The sequence below is a fragment of the Serratia proteamaculans genome, from assembly GCF_013337185.1.
Lineage (GTDB): Bacteria > Pseudomonadota > Gammaproteobacteria > Enterobacterales > Enterobacteriaceae > Serratia > Serratia proteamaculans_D.
On sequence record NZ_SWDE01000007.1, the window covers coordinates 141,663 to 165,004 of the forward strand.

Sequence of the window (23,342 nt, forward strand, 5' to 3'; positions counted from 1 at the left end):
CAGCTATGGTTAGGTTTGAAAATAAAGACCCCCTGATGTTGGCACGCCAACTGCCGATTAAGTCCGTTGCCCTGATTTTGGCCGGTGGCCGCGGTTCGCGTTTGAAAGATTTAACCTCAACCCGTGCCAAGCCGGCCGTCCACTTTGGCGGTAAATTCCGCATCATTGATTTCGCCCTGTCGAACTGCCTGAACTCGGGGATCCGCCGTATCGGTGTGATCACCCAATACCAGTCTCATACCCTGGTGCAGCATATTCAGCGCGGCTGGTCGTTCCTCAATGAAGAGATGAATGAGTTTGTCGATCTGCTGCCGGCCCAGCAACGCCTCAGTACCGAACACTGGTACAAGGGCACGGCGGATGCGGTGTACCAGAACCTGGACATCATTCGCCGCTACGAGGCCGAATATGTGGTGATCCTGGCGGGCGATCACATCTACAAGATGGATTACTCGCGCATGCTGATCGACCACGTGGAGAAGGGCGCGCAGTGTACCGTTGCCTGCCTGCCGGTGCCGCGCGATGAGGCCAGCGAGTTCGGCGTGATGGAAGTGGACGAGAACGATCTGATCCTCGAGTTCCTGGAGAAACCCAGCAATCCACCACCGATGCCAGGCAACCCGGATATGTCGCTGGCCAGCATGGGGATCTACATCTTTAACGCCGACTACCTGTTCCAACTGCTCGAAGAGGACATGTCGACACCGGGGTCAACCCATGACTTCGGCAAGGATCTGATCCCGAAAATCACCGCCCAGAAAGCGGCGTGGGCGCACCCGTTCACGCTGTCGTGCGTGACCTCCAACCCCGAGCTGCCGCCGTATTGGCGCGACGTGGGGACGCTGGAAGCCTACTGGCGCGCCAACCTCGATCTGGCCTCGGTGACGCCGGAGTTGGATATGTATGACCGCGCCTGGCCGATCCGTACCCATATGGAGCCGCTGCCGCCGGCCAAGTTCGTGCAAGACCGTTCCGGCAGCCACGGCATGACCATGAACTCGCTGGTGTCCGGCGGCTGTATTGTCTCCGGTTCAGTGGTGGTGCATTCGGTGCTGTTCCCGCGGGTGCGGGTGAACTCGTTCTGCACCATCGACTCTACTGTATTGCTGCCGGACGTTAACGTCGGCCGTTCCTGCCGTCTGCGACGCTGCATCATTGACCGCGCCTGCCATATCCCCGAGGGCATGGTGATTGGCGAAAACGCCGATGAGGACAGCAAACGCTTTTATCGCTCGGAAGGCGGCATTGTGTTGGTCACGCGCGAAATGTTGTCAAAATTGTGAGTTAAGGTATCCGGCAGAACGATAGCCTGCCGCCATGTAAACGGATTGACTGATGGCTTGCAAAACGCGGATTAACAACAGCGGCAAGCCTGCTTTATTTCTTATCCAGAGGCATTTTTTGCCGACTCTCAGGAGTGATAATGCAGGTTTTACACGTATGTTCTGAAATGTTCCCCCTGTTGAAAACCGGGGGGCTCGCAGACGTGGTTGGCGCATTGCCGGCGGCTCAAATCGCCGAGGGCGGCGATGTTCGGGTGTTATTGCCCGCTTTCCCTGACGTTCGTAACGGTATACCGGACTCCGTGCTGGTGGCGGAAATCGATTCCTTCGCCGGCCGGGTCGGCCTGCGTTACGGTACCTATCACGGTGTGGGCATCTACCTGATCGACGCACCCTGGTTGTACGAACGCCCCGGTAGCCCTTATCACGACCAATCGATGAATGCCTATTCCGACAACCACCGACGCTTTGCCCTGTTGGGTTGGATGGCCTGCGAACTGGCCAAGGGGCTGGACCGCTACTGGCGGCCACAGGTGGTGCATGCCCATGACTGGCACGCCGGGCTGGCCTGCGCCTATCTGGCGGCTAACGGCCATCCGGCGCGTTCTGTTTTCACCGTGCACAACCTGGCCTACCAGGGGTTGTTCTCCGCCCATCACGTACCGGAGCTGTGGTTGCCGCCTTCGTTTTTCAACATCTATGGCCTGGAGTTTTACGGTCAGATGTCATTCCTGAAAGCCGGTTTGTTCTACGCCGACCATATCACCGCCGTCAGCCCGACCTATGCGCGTGAGATCACTCGGCCGGAATTCGGTTATGGCATGGAAGGGTTGTTGCAGGAACGCCAGCGACAGGGGCGTCTTAGCGGCATTCTTAACGGCGTGGATGACAAGATTTGGGATCCGTCCCACGATCCGCGCCTGACCGCGCGCTATGACGCCGACAATCTGAAGAACAAGGCCAAGAATAAACTGCACCTGCAAAAAGCCATGGGGCTGAAAGTGGACGAATCGCTGCCGGTGTTTGCGGTCGTCAGCCGTCTGACCAGCCAGAAAGGTTTGGATTTAGTCCTGGAAGCGCTGCCGGCGCTGCTGGAGCAGGGCGGGCAACTGGCGCTGTTAGGGGCCGGTGATGCGGTGTTGCAGCAGGCATTTCTGGCTGCGGCCGCCGACTACCCTGAACAGGTTGGCGTGCAGATTGGTTACCACGAGGCCTTCTCGCACCGGATTATCGGCGGAGCCGATGTGATTATGGTGCCGAGCCGTTTCGAGCCCTGCGGGCTGACCCAACTCTATGGCCTGAAATACGGCACGCTGCCGCTGGTGCGCCGCACCGGTGGGTTGGCGGATACGGTAGTGGACTGCGCGCTGGAGAATCTGGCCGACGGTAGCGCCAGCGGATTTGTCTTTGATGATTGTGATGCTGCCGCACTGGCTAACGCCATTCGGCGTGCCATGGTGCTGTGGAGCCGACCCAAGCATTGGCGTCACGTCCAGCGCCACGCCATGAGCGTGGATTTTGGCTGGCAAGTTGCGGCACAGGAATACCTGTCGCTTTATCAACGCTTATCCTAAGCGTTATGACATACAGCGGCACCCACGATTGCAGGTTGTAGGGGCGCAGCATGCTGCGCCCATGTTTAGTGGGGCGCATGTATTCCGGGGCGAATATATGCGCCCCCTTCAGGGGATCGAAATGCTATGACTTCACCGATTAGTTACACCTCACCCACGGTCAGTGTTGAAGCGCTGAAACACTCCATCGCCTATAAGTTGATGTTTATTGTCGGCAAGGATCCGGCTATCGCTACCGAGCATGACTGGCTGAATGCCGTGCTGTTTGCGGTTCGCGACCGTATGGTGGAACGCTGGCTGCGTTCTAACCGTGCGCAACTTTCACAGGATGTGCGCCAGGTGTATTACCTGTCGATGGAGTTCCTGATCGGCCGCACCTTGTCTAACGCCCTGTTGTCGATGGGCATTTATCAGGATATCGACGATGCGTTGAATGAGATGGGGATGAACCTGAGTGAACTGCTGGAGGAAGAGAACGATCCGGGCCTTGGCAACGGCGGCCTGGGGCGACTGGCCGCCTGTTTCCTTGATTCGCTGGCGACGCTGGCGCTGCCGGGGCGTGGCTACGGTATCCGCTACGAATACGGCATGTTCAAACAGAATATCGTCAACGGTCAGCAGATGGAATCACCCGACTACTGGCTGGAATATGGCAACCCATGGGAATTCCCACGTCACAACACGCGCTATAAGGTGCGTTTTGGCGGCCGTATCCAACAGGAAGGCGCCAAGGCACGTTGGGTCGAAACCGAAGAGATTATTGCCACCGCTTATGATCAGGTGATCCCCGGTTTTGATACCGATGCGACTAATACCCTACGGCTGTGGAGCGCCCAGGCCAGTAATGAAATCAACCTGGGGAAATTCAACCAGGGCGATTACTTCGCGGCCGTTGAGGATAAAAACCACTCGGAGAACGTGTCACGCGTACTGTACCCGGATGATTCCACCTATTCCGGGCGTGAACTTCGCCTGCGGCAGGAGTATTTCCTGGTGTCGGCCACGGTGCAGGATATCCTCAACCGCCACTGGACGATGCATAAAAGCTTCGCCAACCTGGCAGACAAAATTGCCATCCACCTGAATGACACTCATCCGGTACTGTCGATCCCGGAGCTGATGCACCGATTAATCGACGAGCATAAATTCAGCTGGCTGGATGCCTGGGCCGTGGTGGAAAAGGTGTTCTCCTATACCAACCACACGCTGATGAGCGAAGCGCTGGAAACCTGGCCGCTGGATATGATCGGCCGGATCCTGCCGCGTCACTTGCAGCTGATTTTCGAGATTAACGATCACTTCCTCAAACACGTACAGGAGGTCGCGCCGGGTGATAATGATCTGCTGGCGCGAGTGTCGATCATTGATGAAACCAATGGCCGTCGGGTGCGTATGGCCTGGTTGGCGGTGGTGGCCAGCCACAAGGTTAACGGCGTTTCCGCACTGCATTCCGAGCTGATGGTGCAATCGCTGTTTGCCGATTTCGCCCATATCTTCCCCGATCGCTTCTGCAATAAGACCAACGGTGTTACGCCACGCCGCTGGCTGGGGCTGGCTAACCGGCCGCTTTCCGCCGTGCTGGATGACAGCATCGGCCAGACCTGGCGCACCGATCTCAGCCAACTGAGCGAGATCAAGGCCAATGTCGACTATCCGAGCTTCCTGCGGGCGGTACAGGCCGCCAAACGACAGAACAAGGAACGACTGGCCACCTACATCGCCAAGACGCTGAATGTGGTGGTCAACCCGGACGCGTTGTTCGACGTACAGATCAAGCGTATCCACGAATACAAACGGCAGTTGCTCAACGTACTGCACGTGATCACCTTGTATAACCGTCTGCTGCAGGATCCGGAAACCGAGCGGGTGCCGCGGGTGGTGATCTTTGCCGGCAAGGCGGCTTCGGCTTATTACGCCGCCAAGCAGATCATTCGCTTGATCAACGACGTAGCCAAGGTGATCAACAACGATCCGCGCGTGCATACGCAGTTGAAAGTGGTGTTTATCCCGAACTATGGCGTCAGTCTGGCGCAGATGATCATTCCGGCGGCGGATCTTTCCGAGCAGATCTCACTGGCGGGCACCGAGGCGTCCGGCACCAGTAATATGAAGTTTGCTCTTAATGGTGCGCTGACTATCGGCACGCTGGACGGTGCCAACGTAGAAATGCTGGAACACGTGGGTGAGGAGAACATCTTTATCTTCGGCAATACCGCCGAGCAGGTAGAAGAGCTGCGGCGCAACGGTTACAACCCGCATCTTTACTATGAGCAGGATCCCGAGCTGCATCAGGCGCTGACCCAGATCGCCACCGGTACTTTCAGCCCTGAGGAACCAAAGCGTTACACTAACCTGTTTGATTCACTGGTTAACCTGGGCGATCACTACCAACTGCTGGCCGATTACCGCAGCTATGTGGATACGCAGGACAAGGTGGATGAGGTGTATCGTAATCAGGATGACTGGACGCGGCGGGCAATATTGAATATCGCCAACATGGGCTACTTCTCTTCCGACCGCACCATTCAGGAGTATGCGGACGAAATCTGGCACATCAAGCCTATCAAGCTGTAAAAGAAGAGGGCCGGATATCCGGCCCTTTTTATCTTTGGCGAGTTACGATGCCAGAGACAGCGTTTTCGCTTTCGCGTGTTCTGCCAGCCAGGCTTTCACCCGTGCCTGCTGCGCTTCGTCCAGCCACATACCCAGCTTGGTACGGCGCCAGATAGCGTCATCGAGTTCCACCACCCATTCTTTGTCGATCAGGTAGCGTAACTCAGCTTCATGCAGGCCATGGCCGAAATCTTCGCCCAGGTCGCTGAGGCTATTGGCATTGGCCAGGATCAGCTCGCTGTGGCTGCCGTAGGTGCGTGCAAAGCGGCGTGCCAGGGATTCCGGCAACCAGCTGTGCTCACGGCGTAGTTTTGCGGCGTAGCTGTCGCGATCGCCACCGATATCACCACCGGGCAGCGAACCGTTTTTGGTCCACGCCGGGCCGCAGCCAGGGTAGTAGTGCGCCAGTTTTTCCATCGCATGCTCAGCCAGCTTGCGGTAGGTAGTCAGCTTGCCGCCGAACACGGACAGCAGCGGCGCTTTGCCCTGCTCGTCATGCACGTCCAGCGTGTAATCACGGGTCACCGCCTGCGGCGAATCTGACTCGTCGTCGCACAGCGGACGCACGCCAGAGTAGGTCCAGACGATATCGTCACGGCCCAACTGCTTCTTGAAGTGGTCGTTATACACTTTAAGCAGATAGTTGATTTCGTTATCGTCGATCTTCACGTCTTTCGGATCGCCGTGATACTCCACGTCGGTGGTACCGATGATCGAGAATTCGTCATTCCATGGGATCACGAAGACGATACGGTGGTCTTCGTTTTGCAGAATATAGGACTGTGGCTGATCGTGTACGCGCGGCACCACGATATGGCTGCCTTTGATCAGACGAATACCATAAGGGGATTTCAGCTTCAGACCATCGTCGAAGAAGTGTTTCACCCATGGGCCGGTGGCGTTCACCAGGCCCTTGGCGCGCCAGGTAAAGGTTTTGCCACTGTCGACGTCGACCGCTTCCACCATCCACAGGCCGTTTTCACGCCATGCACGGGTCACTTTAGTGCGGGTGCGAACTTCACCGCCGTGCTTTTCCACTTCCTGGGCATTGAGTACTACCAGGCGAGCATCGTCGACCCAGCAGTCAGAATATTCGAAACTGCGCTTCAATTCAGGCTTCAGCACCGATTCTGGTCCAAAGCGCAAACCCTTGCTGCCTGGCAGACTGGTGCGTTTACCCAGGTGATCGTACAGGAACAGGCCGATACGGATCATCCAGGCCGGGCGCAGGTGCGGCTGATGCGGCAGGCGAAAACGCATCGGGAAGGCGATGTGCGGTGCCAGCCGCAGCAACACTTCACGCTCGGCCAGCGCTTCGCTCACCAAACGGAATTCGTAGTGTTCCAGGTAGCGCAGGCCACCGTGGATCAGTTTGGAACTGGCGGAAGACGTAGCACAGGCCAAGTCTTGCGCTTCCAGTAGCAGAACGGACAGCCCGCGCCCGGCAGCATCGGCCGCGATGCCGGCACCGTTGATGCCGCCACCGATAACGATCAAGTCTTTGGTTTCCACGTCAACTTCCTCCAGATGTTCGAAATAGCTCTTTCATGTTCGTTTTCGCTCATGATTGTAATCAAAAACCAACAAACAAGCCAAGACTTAACCAAACAAAAACATTTAGGCGTGATAGAGGTAACAGTTTGATGATAGTAGTTATACAAAAAGGAGGGGTATTTCAGTCAGGAATTACAGGGTCCAGTAGACTGAACCCTGTATAAAACGGTAGGCACTACGGGCGCGACAGGCAGCACCGCTGGGGATAGGTGTGGTGAAAAAGACTTAGCAAAGCTCGAGTTGTACGTCGTACTGCTCGATGATTTTCATCACGCTTGGCGGCGGCAGCTGATCGGTAAACAGGTAGTCGATCAGGTTCATATTACCGAGGTTAACCATCGCGTTGCGGCCGAATTTGGAATGGTCGGTGACCAACATCACGCAGCGTGAGTTTTCGATAATTGCGCGTTTGGTACGTACTTCGTGATAGTCGAATTCGAGCAGCGAGCCGTCCATATCGATGCCGCTGATACCGAGAATGCCGTAATCGAGGCGGAACTGGGAGATAAAGTCCAGCGTGGCCTCACCCATGATGCCGCCGTCGCGGGTACGTACCTCGCCACCGGCCAGGATCAGACGAAAATCTTCCTTGGCGGTCAGCAAAGTCGCGACGTTCAGATTATTAGTCACTACACGCAGGTTCTTGTGATTCATCAGCGCATGGGCGACCGCTTCCGGCGTGGTGCCGATGTCGATAAACAGCGTGGCGCCGTCCGGGATCTGGCTGGCGACGCGTTGGGCGATACGCGCTTTTTGTTCCGACCACATCACTTTGCGATCGTTGTAGGCGGCATTGACCGAACTGGAAGGCAGGGCTGCCCCACCGTGGTGGCGTTGGATTTTGTTCTGATCGGCCAGGTCATTCAAATCACGGCGAATCGTTTGCGGGCTAACGTCAAAATGTTCGACCAGCTCTTCGGTACTGACATAACCCTGCAGGCGCACCAGCTCGATAATAGCGTCATGACGCTGTGTTTGCTTCACGGTAATCCCCTAAAACGCCTGGCTTGTACCTGGCTGTTATTGTTCGTTATGCGCGCGATGACGCGTGTCCCAAAATGCCATCAATAACCCTAACACTAAACCGGCCACGTGTGCCGCGTTAGCGATCGACATTCCTAAAATATCGAAATATCCGGCCACCAGCCACAGGACGGAAAACACCATCAGGCCGCGCGGTAGCATCAGACCGCGTTCCGGCGCTCGCTCGCCGCTGAGCCAGCAGTAACCCATCAGCGCGTAGACTACGCCGGACAGGCCGCCGAACAGGGCACCGCTAAACAGTGACTGCGCCCAGCCGCTGAAGAAGGCCGAGACCACGGCCAGCACGAACAGTTTTCCGCTGCCGAGGCGTTTTTCCAGCGGGCCGCCGAGATACCACCACCACAGCAGGTTGAAGGTGATGTGCAGCAGTGAGAAATGGAGGAAAGCGTGGCTGACCCAGCGCCACAGCTGCAGGTACTGGCTGCTGTCTTGCGGCCAGGAGAGCCAATACATCACCGTATTATCGCCCAGCGCCTGCATCAGGATATACACCGCAATGCACAGTACCATCACGCTTAACGTCAGCGGCCCGGCCTTGCTGCGCAGGGTTTGCAGATAAGAAAAACCCTGATAGTGCAGATCGGCTTCGGTATTGCCGGCCTGCCAACTGGCAGCGCGATAGCGACTGTTGAGCGGGTCGATCAGAAATTGCTGCAGTTCGTGTTGTACCTGCTCAAGATGGCTGTCGTCCGCCAACCAGATTTCCGCCGCCTCGCCGGTATTGTGCACCCTAAGCTCAATGCCCTGTGTCGTCATGTAGTCGACAAAGGCCTGCGCCAGGCGGGGATTGGATACGGCGATTACTCTAACCATTGCTCTTCCGTCTAAGTGAATGATTTTAGCCGCCGGTGACCCGATGGCGTTGACGGCCGATTATAGCGTCGAAATCCTGAGCGCAGGCAAAGGATCTGCGAAAAACCAGTAAAAACACTCACTAACGGCGCGAGAAAGGAACCCGCCGCAGGAGGCGGGGAGAGGATTATGCGGAGGTTTCAACGTCCTGCGGATACTGGCGCGCCCAGGCCTCAAAGCCGCCGTCGATGCTGTACACCGCGTCAAACCCCTGATGCAGCAGGTATTGCGCCGCGCTGCGGCTGCTGTTGCCGTGGTAGCACATCACCATCACCGGCCGTTCAAAATCATTCTGCTGCATAAAAGTCTGCAGGCTGGCGTTGGTGAGATGGAAAGCGCCCGGCGTGTGCCCGGCTTCAAAACTTTGTGGATCGCGGATATCAACCAGGGCGGCGCTGCCGTCTTTCCAACGGCTGTATGCCTGCTCAACGTTGATCGCTTCAAACTGTTCCATGACTTCCGACTGCCTCGTAATTAGATAATGTCGCTATTGTAACCAACTCCGAGGCAATTAAGACCAGAGCGACGTTGTGGTTTTTGGGGGCGTATATTTTTTAAATTTACCCTGTGGGCTGACAGGCATGTCTTGAGGGACAGAAACAAAAAAACCGCCGAGGTGGCGGTGTTTTCGTGCTAGTCCGGTAAGCGGCCATTCCAGCAGGTTCGGTACTAATATAGTGCAAGCACGATCCGGTGTTCATATTTTGTTCTGCTTAACATGAAGTGTCAAGTGTCAGACCGGTATAAAAGGCATATAGTATTTGTGGGCTTTTCCGCCACCTTAAGCAAGTGGGCATCGGTTTTGGGGAAAGGATTCCAATAGCCGTAAATGCAAGCACGACCCGGTGCTTGTCTTTCACGGCAGTATCACCGGTGGTGCTACCGTGAAGCGGTTTGAGCATGGACCGCACAATGAAACGATACTTTTGTGTTGTGCTCGTTGTATCTGGTGCGATGTTGTCGTCTGGAAAGGGAAGTTGGAATCTCTCCGACAACGTTATTTCAGTAACAATCTATCACCAGAGCAAGTAAGCCAGATGGCCGCTTTGCGGCCACTTAACTGATGACAAACCTCATTCCTGACCAGAGCGAGTAGTGGTCGATAAATAAAAATCAGGAAAATCAATTTATTGATTTTCGGCTGATCACTACAAAGCAGGAAAAACCACGCTTTTTCCTGCTTTGTCAGCAACCTAATGGCCGCTTGGCGGCCATCTTTTTACATCAAAAGTACTTCCGTTAAGCACCATACCCCATCATCTTCAGCAGCTGTTGTGCCTGCTGCACCGCTTCCTGGCGGTGGGCTACGCCCAGCTTCTGGTACAGGTTACGGATATGGGTTTTGATGGTGGTGGCGGCCACCGCCAGTTCGCCGGCGATCTGGTCGTTGCTGTAACCGGAATAAATCAGCCCCAGCACCTGCCATTCGCGCTGTGTCAGCGGACTGGTGCGGATCAGCTCCGGCACCTGTGGGTGGGTTAGCAGCTTATCGACGAAGTTCTCGTCAAAATGCGCAAACTTATGCCGATGATGCTGGTTGATGTCGCGCAGGATACGTTGGGCGCGGTGGTTTTCCAGCTCCGGCAGCGTATTGAGCTGGATCAGTTGGCGCAGCTGCTGCGCCATCGCTTCACCTTCAATGACGAAGTGGCTGATAAATCCGGTGCGGCTGGCCAGTGATAAAGCCTCCATCAGCACCTTTTGCGCGTCGCTTTTGCGTTCCATCTGCCAGTAAAGTTGGTTGCTGAGCAACAGGTTACGGTTCAGATCGCTGACCAGCCGCAGGCGTCGGGCGTTTTCGTTGAGTTCATCCAACACCACTTCGGCCTCTTCATACTGGCCCAGCATGATTTGCACCCGGGCAATGTTGCGCCACTGGCCCTGCATAAAGTGGTTATGCGCCATGCCGGGCTTTTCAGTCTGGCGCAGCCATTGGGCCGCGGCGGCAGTATCGCCGGTCATCTGCCAGTGGATCACCCGCGGTTTGTCGGCGTTGGTCAGCCAGTCGCGATGATACTGGGTACCGTGCAGCAGCACTTCGCAACGTTGCATGTGCGCATTGGCGTTATCCAGGTCACCACGGGCCAACGAACACTTGGCCAGCAGCGCGATGCATTGCAACTGTTGCTGGGGCTGGTAGTTGGCCAGGATTTTAAGACCTTCACGGGCTGCATCTTCCGCTTCGTCCAGCCGCGACCATGACCACAGGATTTGTGAACGGATGCGCAGCAGGAACTCATGCATCGGCAATTGTTCCAGGTGCTGTTCACGTACCAGTTCAAACGCTTTGTCCTGGGTCTCAAAGGCGGCCTGCAGGAAACCCTGAGCGATCAGAATTTCGCTCTGCTGCAACAGTGCCCACAGCGCGTAGTGGTAAGCCTGATGGCGTCGCGCCATCTGCTCGGTTTGCTGCATCATCGGCAGTGCACGGGCCAGTTCGCCCTTGCAGTGATGGACTTCGCCGGTCACCGAGGTGGCGACAATACGGCTGTAATAACTGGAAAGTGGCAGGAACTTCAGCGCTTCGGTAGCCAGGCGTTCGGCTTCTTCCGGCTTACCGGCGTTGATCGCCACCTGGGCGCGCAGGGCGTCAAATTCAGCCTCCAGGGTGCGATCGACCTCAATTTTTTGCTCGCGCATCGCCTGTTCGGCGCGTTCCAGCAGGGTGTTCACTTCGCTGTAGCGGTGTTGGCTTTGTGCCAACCAGGCTTGCAGCAGCGCCAGCTTGGGATTTTGGATCAGCCGTTCATACGGCAGCGCATTCAAACACTCTTCCAGCAAGGCCAATTCGCTGTGATGAAACAGCGACCAGGCGTGCTGCAGCAGGATGTCGCGCAGCATGCTGACGTCGCTGGCGGCCAGCGCGTGGTGAATGGCCTCTGCCGGATAACCCAGCGCCAGCCAGCCTTCGGCGGCGGCACGGTGCAAGCCCGGCAGTTCCAGCGCCAGTTCCCACTGGCAGCGTTGACGCAGGAAAGTGGCGAATAGCGGATGGAAGCAGAACCATTCGCCGCTATCGTCCATGCGGTGGATAAATAATCCCTGACGTTCCAGCTCTTCCAGCCGTTGCTGGCCGTTGTCTTCGCCGGTCAGACGTACGATCAATGCATCATTCATCGAGCGCAGCACCGAACAGCGTAGCAGGAAGGCGCGCGCCTCGGCGTCGACGTGATCCAGCACTTCGTCCACCAAATAATCCGACAGATGGCTGGCGTTCAGCCCGGCCAGGCGCTTGGCAGACTGTTGGGCGGAAGAGGTGGACTGCCGGGCGGACAGCGCGATCAGCTGCAGCGCGGTGGCCCAACCTTCGACCTCATCGCACAGGCGGCTGCTGTCTTGCGATTCCATTGGTGCCACCAGACGGCAGTCGAAGAACTGTTTGGCTTCCTGATGGGTAAAGGCCAGCTGTTGCGTGCCCATTTCCAGCAGTTGGTCGCGCACGCGCAAGTTGGCAATGCCCAGCGGTGGCAGGGTGCGGGACAGCAGGATCAGCGTCAGGTTTTCCGGCTGGTGGCGCAGGAAAAAGCGCATGGCTTCATGAATGACATCATTGGTGATCAGGTGGTAGTCATCAATCACCAGATACAGCGGTTGGTGCCATTCGGAAAGTTCGATAAACAGCTGGGCAAACAGCGCCGACAGGCTGGCGTACTGATGTTTTTGGCTCAGCGCCTCGCTCTTCACGCAGTGGCCGCCGCTGGCGAGTTGCAGGGCGGCGATCAGATAGCTGGCGAAACGCTCTGGCTGGTTGTCGCTTTCATCCAGCGAGTACCAGCCCAGATCTGATTTTCCGGCCGCCCATTGGGCGACCAGCGTCGTTTTTCCGTATCCCGCAGGGCAATTGACCAATGTCAGGCGATAGTTGGCCGTGCTGGCGAGTTTGGCCAACAGGCGATCGCGGATCACGGTATTTTGCAGCCGTACCGGACGGCTCAGTTTTGATGGGATCAGCATAGTATTCCAGAGTGAAAAGCGCGGTTCCCGCCGCCGTAGGCCTGCCCGATGGCGTTTTTTTCATCGCGACGCCTGCCGGGATCGGAGTGCGACTAATTATTTTATGGCTCGTAATTAATCCCCCTCCTAAGTTCTGACAACGTTAAACGTATTGCAACAAGGTTCAGCATTGGCTTGGAGTTAAATTGCTATTGATCACACTTTTTTACGTTTGCAGGCAAATCCCTGTGGAATAGCGGCGTGGTGGTGCGGTTTGGTGACACAGAGGCAGAAAAGCATTTCCGGCTGTGTGCAACACTATAGCCGCTGCAATAACTATGCTAACGTCATTGAACAAGTTTTCACCTTATTCTCGGTGCTCGCTGCCTTCGTCGGTGGGCTTTTTTGCATGATGCAAGGGAGTCAAAAAGTGCCTGAGATCACAATTTTAGCTACGCCCCAATCCTCCTCCCCAGCTAATCCCCAGGCGGGATGATGCCTTCACTGTTTCTCCCCGGCACGATAACGGTAATTTGACCCACTTACTGGATAGAGAGTTTTCCTTATGTCACAGCCTACGCTTAAAAAGGATGCTTTTCTGGCGGCACTGACCCGTCAGTGGCAACAGTTTGGCCTCAGTTCTGCACAACAGATGACCCAGCACCAATGGTGGGAAGCGGTCAGCCGCGCACTGGCCGAGCAGCTTGCTGCACAACCGGCTCCGCGTAAAAGCAATAAGTCGCTGCGCCATGTGAACTACATTTCGATGGAGTTTCTGATTGGCCGCCTGACGGCTAACAATCTGATTAACCTGGGCTGGTACGATACCGTCGAGCAGGCATTGGCGGAGCAGGATATCAAGCTGGCGGATCTGCTGGAGCAGGAAACCGATCCGGCGCTGGGTAATGGCGGGCTGGGGCGCCTGGCAGCCTGTTTCCTGGACTCGATGGCGACGGTGGAGCAACCGGCCACCGGCTACGGGCTGAATTATCAGTATGGGCTGTTCCGTCAGTCATTTAGCGGCGGCCAGCAGCAAGAGGCTCCGGACAACTGGCAGCGTGAAAGCTACCCGTGGTTCCGCCACAATGCGGCGCTGTCGGTGGATGTCGGTATCGGTGGGAAACTGGAGAAACTGGCCGATGGCCGCGAACTGTGGCGCCCTGAGTTTACCCTGCGCGGTGAAGCCTGGGATCTGCCGGTGTTGGGCTTCCGTAATGGTGTGACCCAGCCGCTGCGCCTGTGGCAGGCCACCCATCAGCATCCGTTTGATCTGAGCGATTTCAACGACGGCAAATTCTTGCAGGCGGAGAAACAGGGCGTGGAAGCGGCCAAGCTGACCAAGGTGCTGTACCCGAATGATAACCACCAGGCGGGCAAGCGCCTGCGCCTGATGCAGCAATACTTCCAGTGTGCCTGTTCGGTGGCCGATATTCTGCGTAAACACCATCTGGCGGGCCGCAAGATTGAAGACCTGCCGAAGTACGAAGTGATCCAGCTCAATGATACCCACCCGACCATCGCCATTCCGGAAATGCTGCGCATTCTGCTCGATGAGCATCAGTTGGACTGGGATGCCGCCTGGGCGATTACCAGCAAAACTTTCGCCTACACCAATCATACCCTGATGCCGGAAGCGCTGGAGTGCTGGGATGAGAAGCTGGTGCGAAGCCTGCTGCCGCGTCATTTCTCCATCATCAAGCAGATCAATGCCAACTTCAAAAAGCTGGTGGATAAACACTGGCCGGGCGACGAGGCGGTGTGGGCCAAGCTGGCGGTGCACCATGATAAACAGGTGCGCATGGCTAACCTGTGCGTGGTCAGCGGCTTTGCGGTTAACGGCGTGGCCCAGTTGCACTCCGATCTGGTGGTGAAGGACCTGTTCCCGGAATATCACCAGCTGTGGCCAAACAAATTCCATAACGTCACCAATGGCATTACGCCACGCCGCTGGCTGAAGCAGTGTAACCCGGCGCTGTCAGGGCTGATTGATGAAACGCTGAAGGTGGAGTGGGCGAACGATCTCGACGCTCTGAAAGGGCTGGAGAAATACGCCGATGATGCGGCGTTCCGCCAGCGTTATCAGCAAATCAAACGCGATAACAAAGTCGTATTGGCCAACTATGTGCACGACGTGATGGGGTTGACGCTCAATCCGGACGCGATTTTCGACGTACAAATCAAACGTCTGCACGAATACAAACGCCAGCATTTGAACCTGCTGCACATTCTGTCGCTGTATCGCCAACTGCGCGATAACCCGCAACTCGATATCGTGCCGCGGGTATTCCTGTTCGGCGCCAAAGCGGCCCCGGGCTACTACCTGGCGAAAAACATCATTTACGCGATCAACCAGGCGGCGGAAAAGATCAACAACGATCCGCTGGTGAAGGATCGACTGAAAGTGGCGTTTATTCCTGACTACCGCGTGTCTGTGGCCGAACTGATGATCCCGGCGGCGGATATTTCCGAGCAGATCTCCACTGCCGGCAAAGAAGCTTCCGGCACCGGCAACATGAAGCTGGCATTGAACGGCGCGCTGACCGTCGGCACCCTGGATGGCGCCAACGTGGAAATCGCCGAGCAGGTGGGTGAAGACAATATCTTTATCTTTGGTAACACCGTGGATCAGGTGAAGGCGCTGCTGGCAAAAGGCTATGATCCGCTTAGCTACCGCAAGAAAGACAAACACCTGAAGGCGATCCTGGATGAACTGGCGAGCGGAGCGTTCAGCCACGGCGACAAGCATGCTTTCGACATGATGCTGCACAGCCTGCTGGAAGGCGGCGACCCTTATTTGGTGCTGGCGGACTTTGCTTCTTATTGCAAAGCTCAACAGCAGGTAGATGAACTCTACCGTGACCGTGATGAGTGGACGCGTCGTACTATTCTTAACACCGCGCGTGTCGGTATGTTCAGTTCGGATCGTTCGATTCGTGACTACCAGCAGCGTATCTGGCAAGCCAAGCGTTAAGGAGAACGAATGGAGCACAAGGTCATCGATCAGGCGGCAGCTCAGGCGGGTATCGCTGCCGATTATATTAATGCCCACGGCCAACAGCAGGCGATCGCTGAGGACACCAAGCGCCGACTGCTGGACGCTATGGGGCGCAGTACGACCCCATTGGAGGCCGCAGTGCTGCCACTACCGGCGGTGAAGGTCTTCTATCAGGGGGCACCGGTGGCATTGCTGCCGGCAGGCAGCGGCGAGTATCTGTGGACGCTGCAGCGCGAAGACGGTGGCCAGCTACAGGGACGTGCCAGCGCGCGTAAAACCTTTACCCTACCGGGCGAATTACCGCCGGGTTACCACCAGCTGACACTCAAGCAGGGCGAGCAGCAGTGGCAATGTCGGCTGATCGTGGCACCGAAACGCTGCTTTGAACCGGACGCTTTGTTGACCGGAAAGAAGCTGTGGGGCGCTTGCGTCCAGCTTTATACTCTGCGTTCAGACCGTAACTGGGGCATCGGTGACTTTGGCGATCTGCGCCAGATGGTAGAGCAGGTCGGCGAACGGGGCGGTGCTTTTGTCGGACTGAACCCGATCCACGCGCTGTATCCGGCCAATCCGGAAAGCGCCAGCCCGTACAGCCCGTCATCGCGCCGCTGGCTGAACGTGATTTATATCGATGTGAACGCGGTGGAAGATTTCCAGCGCAACGACGCCGCACAGCAATGGTGGTTGAAACCGACCACGCAGAAAAAACTGGCCGCAGCGCGTAGCACTGAACAGGTGGATTACAGCACGGTGACGCAGCTGAAGCTGGCGGCGCTGAAGCTGGCATTCCCGCAGTTCCAGGCGCGTAAAGCGGGTGACGAGCAGCGTCAGGCATTTGAGCAGTTTGTTCTCGAAGGCGGTGACAGCCTGTATCAACAGGCGGCCTTTGATGCGCTGCATGCCCATCTGGCCGCCAAAGACAGCAGCCTGTGGGGCTGGCCGGCCTGGCCGGAGCAATATCAACAGGGCGATAGCGCTGCGGTGCAGCAATTTTGTCAGCAACAGCAGGATCAGGTGCAGTTTTACCTGTGGCTGCAGTGGCTGGCCGCCAGCCAGTTCGCCGATTGTTTCCGCCAGAGCCAGCAACAGCAGATGCCAATTGGCCTGTATCGCGATTTGGCGGTCGGGGTGGCGGAAGGGGGGGCGGAAACCTGGTGCGATCGCGAGCTTTACTGTCTGAAAGCCTCGGTGGGCGCACCGCCGGATATTCTTGGGCCGCTCGGGCAAAACTGGGGCCTGCCACCGATGGACCCGCATGTGATGGCGGCGCGCGGCTATCAGCCGTTTATCGATCTGCTGCGTGCCAATATGACCAGCTGCGGCGCGCTGCGCATTGATCACGTGATGGCGTTACTGCGCCTGTGGTGGATCCCCTACGGTGAAACCGCGGTTCACGGTGCCTATGTGAAATACCCGGTGGACGATCTGCTGGCGGTGCTGGCGCTGGAAAGCCAACGCCACCGTTGCATGGTGATTGGCGAAGACCTCGGGACCGTGCCGGTTGAGATTGTCGGTAAGCTGCGCGACAGCGGGGTTTATTCCTATAAGGTGCTGTACTTCGAACGTGACGGTGAGAACCACTTCCGTGCACCGCAGGCCTATCCGGTACAGGCCATGGCGACCATCACCACGCACGATCTGCCGACGCTGCGCGGCTATTGGCAAAGTGGTGACCTGCAGTTGGGTAACCAACTGGGGCTGTACCCGGATGCGGAGATCCTCAAAGGGCTGTTTGCCGACCGTGAACGAGCCAAGCAGGGCCTGCTTGACGGGCTGCACCACTATGGTTGTGTGCCACAAAAGGTAGGAAAAAAGGCGGCGTTGTTACAGATGAGCCCGTTGCTTAACCGGGGTTTACAGCGTTATGTCGCCGACAGTGCCAGCGCCTTGCTGGGTCTGCAGCCGGAAGACTGGCTGGACATGGCGGATCCGGTCAATATTCCAGGTACCAGCAGTCAGTACCCTAACTGGCGGCGTAAATTGACCCAAACGCTGGAGGAGATGTTTGCCGATCAGCAGGTTAACCGGTTACTGAAGGATTTGGACAAGCGGCGGCGTAAGGTATCGGTAGGCTAATTGAGGTAAAAATGCCGGATTGGGTAAACCGAATCCGGCATTTTTTTATCCGCTGTGGGGCATCTGGCCCTAAAACAGAGGATTAATAGTAGGAGTGCTCACCGCGCTGGTGCTCGGTCAAATCGCGCACGCCTTTCAGTTCAGGGAACTTCTGCAGCAGCTCTTTCTCGATGCCTTCCTTCAGGGTCACATCGACCATGGAACACCCGTTACAGCCGCCACCAAACTGCAGGATCGCCAGGCTGTCATCAGTGATTTCCATCAGCGTCACACGGCCGCCGTGGCCTGCCAGCTGTGGGTTGATCTGTGACTGCAGTACGTATTCAACACGCTCCATCAGCGGGGCATTGTCGTCTACTTTGCGCATTTTGGCGTTTGGCGCTTTCAGCGTCAGCTGTGAGCCCAGTTGGTCGGTGACGAAATCAATTTCGGCATCATCCAGATAAGGCTTGCTCAGTTCGTCGATATAGGCGGACAGCTTTTCGAACTTCAGCTCGGTGTCTGTCGCTTCAACCGCGTCCGGCGGGCAATAAGAGACACCGCATTCGGCCGTAGGCGTACCCGGGTTGATCACGAATACGCGGATTTGGGTGCCTTCCTCTTGATTTGCCAGCAGTTTGGCAAAGTGTTCCTGTGCAGTATCTGTTATACGAATCATGGCATTAGCTCGTTAGTTCAAATAGTTGACTTCTATACTAGGTTATAATACGCCCATTGCCGTGGCACTACAACGTGCGGCAAACGCACCAGATCTGTATTGATGCCACACCCTGCCGCTGCAACAACCTGGCAATTTCCGCCACCGTACTGCCTGTCGTTACCACATCGTCCAACAGAGCGACGTGTCGGCCCTCGAGGGACTCATGGCAACGAAATGCTCCGCGCAGATTACGCCGCCGCATGCGGGCCGGCAACCCTTGCTGCGGGGCGGTTTTGCGTACCCGGCTCAGGGCCGCGGGGCGGTAGTCGCAGCCCAGCCAGTAAGCCAGTGGCCGTGCCAGCAGGTTGCTCTGGTTATAACCGCGTCGCCAGCAACGTTTTGCCTGCAAGGGTACCGCTAAAATCACATCAGGTCTGTTCAAATGCTGCTCCCGATGCGCTTGTTGCCAGTGTAGCAAAATTAGCCGAGCCAGCAGCGGTGCCAGCTCCGGCGTATGCTGAAATTTGAATTTTTTGATTAGCTGACGCAACGGGGCCTGGTAGTCGCTGACGAACACCAGCGCCTGCCAGGGGGGCGGTTGCTGCAGACAGCGGCCACAGGGTAATGCGGTATCGCCGGCGGGCAGGCCGCAGCGGGGGCAACATAAGGGTTTGGCCGGCAGGTGGCGCAGGCAATAGCTGCAGATGCCATGATGGCTGAGGCGTAATGGCTGTCGGCATAGCCAACAGCGGCTGTAGATTGATAGCATAGCCGTCCTCCCTGACGGATGAGAATGAAAGGACAATAACCGATGACAGCGTTGTACTGGCAAACAATAGGTGAAGGCGATCGCGATCTTGTGCTGCTGCACGGCTGGGGGCTGAACGCGGAAGTGTGGAGTTGCATGCTTGAGCGGCTGACGCCGCATTTTCGCCTGCATCTGGTCGATCTGCCGGGTTATGGCCGCAGCCAGGGGTTTGCTGCCATGTCGCTCGAGCAAATGGCGGAAATTGTGTTGGACGCCGCGCCGGCGCAGGCCTGGTGGTTGGGTTGGTCACTCGGTGGGCTGGTGGCCAGCCAGATTGCGTTGATGCAGCCGCAACGAGTGCATGGGTTGATCACCGTGGCTTCTTCGCCATGCTTTGCGGCACAGAATGATGACTGGCCAGGGATCCGCCCGGAAGTGCTGAGCGGTTTTCAGCATCAGCTGAGCCAGGATTTTCAGCGCACCGTAGAGCGTTTTCTGGCATTACAGACGCTGGGAACGGAAAGCGCACGACAGGACGCCCGCCTGCTGAAATCGGTGGTGCTTAACCAGCCGACGCCGAGCGTTGAAGTCCTGAACGGCGGTCTTGAAATATTGCGGACTGCCGACCTCCGCCAGCCGTTGGCACAGCTGTCGCTACCCTTGTTGCGGGTTTACGGTTATCTGGACGGATTAGTGCCGCGTAAGGTCGCCCAATTACTCGACGTCAGTTGGCCACACTCACCGTCAATCATCATTGCGAAAGCAGCCCACGCGCCATTTATTTCTCAGCCTGATGAATTCGCTGAAATTATCTGCACCTTTGTGGCCGAAAGTGGGATCCGCCGCGAAAACGCACAATAAAGCGTTAAAAAAATAGCCGCTTAGTGGATAAAAAATAAACCTGTCCGATACTTAGGGGGGTAACTGCGTTGGCTGGGAAATGAAAAAACCGTTGATGGTTTTTTTACTTTGGCGTTTCGTCTCTGGGAAAACGGCTCTCGTCAGGGAAAGCAACGAGGTCAGAAGATGTCACGGCAGCCGGTGTTATGACGCATTTACCCTGGACAGTTTTCATAATAAATAAATTATCCATTGAGAGGTATTGTAATGAAATCTTTGAAAATGATTATTGCCGCGTTAGTTGTAGGTTCAGTGTCTTTCAGCACCATGGCAGCGACCCTGCTGACCAAGGAAGATCTGGACAAGAATCCGGGTAAATACGAGAAAGTGGGGACAGTAACCACTACCGCACAGACCACGTCGCCAATGGACGCAAAAGATGAGCTGTCCAAACTGGCTGATGAAAAAGGCGGCCAATATTACGTTATTCTGGCAGGTCGTGAACACGGTAAGTTCAGCGCTATTGCTGACGTGTATAAAGACAAGAAATAACGACTGATTAAACAGGGGCGCGCCTGTGCCGCGCCCCGATCCTTCCTTACGACTTCAAACGATAGACTACCGTACTGCATCCCTGGCCCTCAGGGCAGCTTTTGCAACTGCCGCTCAGGCAGGCGCTGTTATCCTGCTCGATCCGTTCCACTTTCCCCATCGCGATTAAACGCTCCAGCATTGCCTGCACTAACGGCAGCGGGGCCGCCAACTGACGGCTGAGCTGAAGCGCCTGCACGTCGCCGTGCAGCGCTATGGCATCGCGGATCTGCAACAGACCGGCCATCAGTGACAGTTGCCCTTGGCACCCTGACAGCAGGCTGCGGGTGTGGCGTTGCCCAGACGCACCGTGACTCGGCTGCGCGCCCGGCGCAGGCCGAACAGGATCAATACATTGAACAGCACCACGATGGTTATCGCCGTCAGGCTGTACTGCGGGTGCTGGCTGAAGGTGGCGACCTGATAAAACAGCGTGGCCAACGAGTAAGCGACATTCAGCCCCCAGAGAATGGAGAAGGTCATCCAGCCGCGGCTGGATTCACGGGCGATGGCCCCCATGACCGAGACGCAGGGGACGTACAGCAACACGAAAATCAGGTAGCTGTAGGCGGAGACTCCTGAACCGAATTTACTGCTCATCATGCCCATCGAACCGACGTCCATTTCGCCGTCGCCCTTGCTGGCCTCAATCGGGTTGGACAGCACGCTCAGGCTGAAGGTGTCTTTCAAACCCTGCCAGGTGGTATCCAGGGCGCCGCCCAGTTCGTCCAGCAGGTTAAAGTTGGCGGCATCAAACTCGGTGTTGTTGATGTGTTCGGCGGTGTACAGCGTGTTCAGCGTACCGACCACCACTTCTTTCGCCATGGCCCCGGTGACCAGGCCGACGGTGGCCTGCCAGTTATCATTGTGTACGCCCATCGGCTGCAGCAGCGGCGTCAGCACTTTGGACACCGATGCCAGAGCGGAGTCATTGATGTTATCCACCGGCTTGCCGCTGAACGAAAAGCTGTTCAGACCGCCAATGAAGATGCTGGCAATCACGATCACTTTACCGGCACGCAGGACGAAGCCTTTCAGTCGCTGCCAGGTTTGCAGCAGCAGGCTTTTCAGGTGCGGCACGTGGTAGACCGGCAGCTCCATAACAAAGGGAGAGGCTTCGCCGCGCATGATGGTGTACTTCAGCACCAGCCCGGTGAGGATCGCCACCACAATGCCGAGCATATACAGGGAGAACACCACGCCTGCTCCATCCTGGCCGAAGAAGGCGGCGGCAAAGACGGCGAAGATTGCCAGCCGGGCACCGCAGGACATGAAGGGCGCCATCATGATGGTAATCAGGCGTTCGCGCTGGGCATCCAGCGTGCGTGCACCCATGATCGAAGGCACGTTGCAGCCGAAACCGACAATCAACGGCACGAAAGATTTACCCGGCAGGCCGAGCGCCTGCATCAGGCGATCCATCACGAAGGCTGCTCGCGCCATGTAGCCGGAGTCTTCAAGGAATGACAGGAACAGATACATCATGCCGATTTGTGGCACCAGCGGCAGCACGGTGTTGATACCGCCACCGACCCCTTGCGCCAGGAAAATGGTCAGCCATTCCGGGAAATGCAGGTTATAGCCCACCCATTGAATGCCCTGGATAAAGATGGCTGCCGAGCCAATATCGAAAATCGGCTGTAGCGCGCCGCCGATGTTGATCGCCAGCAGGAACATCAGATACATCACCAGCAGGAAGATCGGCACCCCCAGCCAGCGATTGAGGATCACTTTATCCAATGCCTCGGTCAGGCGATTTGGCATCGCCTGCTGAGAATTACTGACGGCGTCACAGAGGGTGGCGATCGACTGATAGCGCGCATCGGCGATCACCAGTGCCGGGTCTTCCTGTTGCTGCTGTCGCAGCGCCTCTTTGGCTGCCGGTAGCAGAGCCGCCGCCGGGCCGGCCAAAGTATGACTGTAGATATCGCCTTCCAGCATCTGCAGTGCCAACCAGCGACGCTGTTCGCTCGGCAGGCTTTGCGGCATCGCGTCGCTCAGCGTGGTCATTTCTTTCAGCAGCACCGGCGGGTAGAGCACCAGCGCTTTCAATTCGTTGAACTGATGATTGTCGATCATCTGCTTTAGCACGCCAATACCGTCGGCCTTGGTGGAGACCAGTGGTACCACCGGGCAGCCGAGGCGTGCGGACAGTGCGGCGATATCAATATCAATTTTCTGGCTTCTGGCGATATCCAGCATGTTCAGCGCAACGATGCAGGGAATGCCCAGTTCTAACAGCTGCAGCGTCAGGTACAGATTGCGCTCCAGATTGGAAGCGTCGACCACGTTGATCAACAGGTCGGCGTCGCCGCTCAGGATGTAGTGGCAGGCGATTTGTTCGTCGAGCGAGGTTTGTTCCGAGATGGTGGTCAGGGAGTAGGTGCCGGGCAGATCGACCAGTTTGACCTGGGATTGCGGCGTGGTGAACTGGCCTTCTTTACGCTCTACCGTCACCCCCGCCCAGTTACCGACCCGCTGGCGCGCGCCGGTAAGCTGATTAAACAGCGTCGTCTTACCGGAATTAGGATTTCCTATTAAGCCAATAGTGAGTTTTTTCATAATTTTGCGTGATATCAGTCAAGGGAAATTGGGCCAG

The 23,342-nt window shown here is 56.7% G+C and carries 16 protein-coding genes; 7 read left to right on the forward strand and 9 right to left on the reverse strand.

The annotated features are described in order from the left end of the window. Positions 1–5: 5 nt before the first annotated feature. The 3 genes from glgC (at position 6) to glgP (ending at position 5,431) form a co-directional block, all read left to right on the forward strand. Complete coding sequence (gene glgC, locus FCL49_RS21785; RefSeq protein ID WP_135318386.1) at positions 6–1,283, forward strand: glucose-1-phosphate adenylyltransferase; 1,278 nt, start codon at positions 6–8, stop codon at positions 1,281–1,283. A gap of 140 nt (positions 1,284–1,423) precedes the next feature. Then, positions 1,424–2,857: a glycogen synthase GlgA gene (gene glgA / locus FCL49_RS21790; RefSeq protein WP_174355115.1), complete on the forward strand. Its 1,434-nt coding sequence runs from the start codon at positions 1,424–1,426 to the stop codon at positions 2,855–2,857. 126 nt (positions 2,858–2,983) lie between these two features. Further along, positions 2,984–5,431 (forward strand): glycogen phosphorylase, encoded by a 2,448-nt coding sequence (glgP, locus tag FCL49_RS21795; protein WP_174355116.1) that lies wholly within the window; start codon positions 2,984–2,986, stop codon positions 5,429–5,431. Between the two features lie 42 nt (positions 5,432–5,473). Here the strand turns inward: glgP and glpD are convergent, their stop codons facing one another. The 5 genes from glpD to malT form a co-directional block, all read right to left on the reverse strand. Next, positions 5,474–6,982 carry a glycerol-3-phosphate dehydrogenase gene (gene glpD, locus FCL49_RS21800; protein WP_174355117.1) on the reverse strand — a complete coding sequence of 503 codons (1,509 nt, stop codon included), beginning with the start codon at positions 6,980–6,982 and terminating at the stop codon, positions 5,474–5,476. Between the two features lie 267 nt (positions 6,983–7,249). Beyond that, the gene (locus FCL49_RS21805; protein ID WP_020837378.1) at positions 7,250–8,008 is read right to left on the reverse strand and encodes a DeoR/GlpR family transcriptional regulator; all 759 of its coding nucleotides are present in this window, start codon (positions 8,006–8,008) and stop codon (positions 7,250–7,252) included. Positions 8,009–8,044: 36 nt separating this feature from the next. Then, positions 8,045–8,881, reverse strand: a complete 837-nt coding sequence (glpG, locus tag FCL49_RS21810) for a rhomboid family intramembrane serine protease GlpG (RefSeq protein WP_174355118.1) — start codon at positions 8,879–8,881, stop codon at positions 8,045–8,047. 166 nt (positions 8,882–9,047) lie between these two features. Next, positions 9,048–9,374 carry a thiosulfate sulfurtransferase GlpE gene (gene glpE / locus FCL49_RS21815; RefSeq protein ID WP_012147313.1) on the reverse strand — a complete coding sequence of 109 codons (327 nt, stop codon included), beginning with the start codon at positions 9,372–9,374 and terminating at the stop codon, positions 9,048–9,050. 785 nt (positions 9,375–10,159) lie between these two features. Continuing rightward, the gene (gene malT, locus FCL49_RS21820) at positions 10,160–12,874 is read right to left on the reverse strand and encodes an HTH-type transcriptional regulator MalT (protein ID WP_174355119.1); all 2,715 of its coding nucleotides are present in this window, start codon (positions 12,872–12,874) and stop codon (positions 10,160–10,162) included. A 544-nt stretch (positions 12,875–13,418) separates the two neighbouring features. On the opposite strand from malT, the gene malP reads away from it, so the two are divergent. Both malP and malQ read left to right on the forward strand, forming a co-directional pair. Then, the gene (gene malP, locus FCL49_RS21825; protein WP_174355120.1) at positions 13,419–15,824 is read left to right on the forward strand and encodes a maltodextrin phosphorylase; all 2,406 of its coding nucleotides are present in this window, start codon (positions 13,419–13,421) and stop codon (positions 15,822–15,824) included. A 9-nt stretch (positions 15,825–15,833) separates the two neighbouring features. Continuing rightward, positions 15,834–17,924: a 4-alpha-glucanotransferase gene (malQ, locus tag FCL49_RS21830; protein WP_174355121.1), complete on the forward strand. Its 2,091-nt coding sequence runs from the start codon at positions 15,834–15,836 to the stop codon at positions 17,922–17,924. An 82-nt stretch (positions 17,925–18,006) separates the two neighbouring features. Here the strand turns inward: malQ and nfuA are convergent, their stop codons facing one another. Together nfuA and gntX are read right to left on the reverse strand one after the other, a co-directional pair. Next, on the reverse strand, positions 18,007–18,582 hold the full coding sequence (nfuA, locus tag FCL49_RS21835) for a Fe-S biogenesis protein NfuA (protein ID WP_012147309.1): 576 nt from the start codon (positions 18,580–18,582) through the stop codon (positions 18,007–18,009). 67 nt (positions 18,583–18,649) lie between these two features. Further along, positions 18,650–19,333 carry a DNA utilization protein GntX gene (gntX, locus tag FCL49_RS21840; protein ID WP_174355122.1) on the reverse strand — a complete coding sequence of 228 codons (684 nt, stop codon included), beginning with the start codon at positions 19,331–19,333 and terminating at the stop codon, positions 18,650–18,652. A 42-nt stretch (positions 19,334–19,375) separates the two neighbouring features. Between gntX and bioH the strand changes: the two genes are divergently transcribed. After that, the gene (bioH, locus tag FCL49_RS21845) at positions 19,376–20,173 is read left to right on the forward strand and encodes a pimeloyl-ACP methyl ester esterase BioH (RefSeq protein WP_174355123.1); all 798 of its coding nucleotides are present in this window, start codon (positions 19,376–19,378) and stop codon (positions 20,171–20,173) included. Positions 20,174–20,419: 246 nt separating this feature from the next. After that, positions 20,420–20,704 (forward strand): YdgH/BhsA/McbA-like domain containing protein, encoded by a 285-nt coding sequence (locus FCL49_RS21850; protein ID WP_135318376.1) that lies wholly within the window; start codon positions 20,420–20,422, stop codon positions 20,702–20,704. A gap of 46 nt (positions 20,705–20,750) precedes the next feature. Here FCL49_RS21850 and FCL49_RS21855 read toward each other — a convergent pair whose 3' ends face one another. Both FCL49_RS21855 and feoB read right to left on the reverse strand, forming a co-directional pair. Next, a complete protein-coding gene (locus FCL49_RS21855; RefSeq protein ID WP_135318375.1) occupies positions 20,751–20,990 on the reverse strand; it encodes a FeoC-like transcriptional regulator in 240 nt (79 codons plus the stop codon). Continuing rightward, complete coding sequence (gene feoB, locus FCL49_RS21860; RefSeq protein ID WP_174355124.1) at positions 20,990–23,305, reverse strand: Fe(2+) transporter permease subunit FeoB; 2,316 nt, start codon at positions 23,303–23,305, stop codon at positions 20,990–20,992. Before feoB ends, FCL49_RS21855 begins: the two co-directional genes overlap by 1 nt. Between the last annotated feature and the right edge of the window lie 37 nt (positions 23,306–23,342).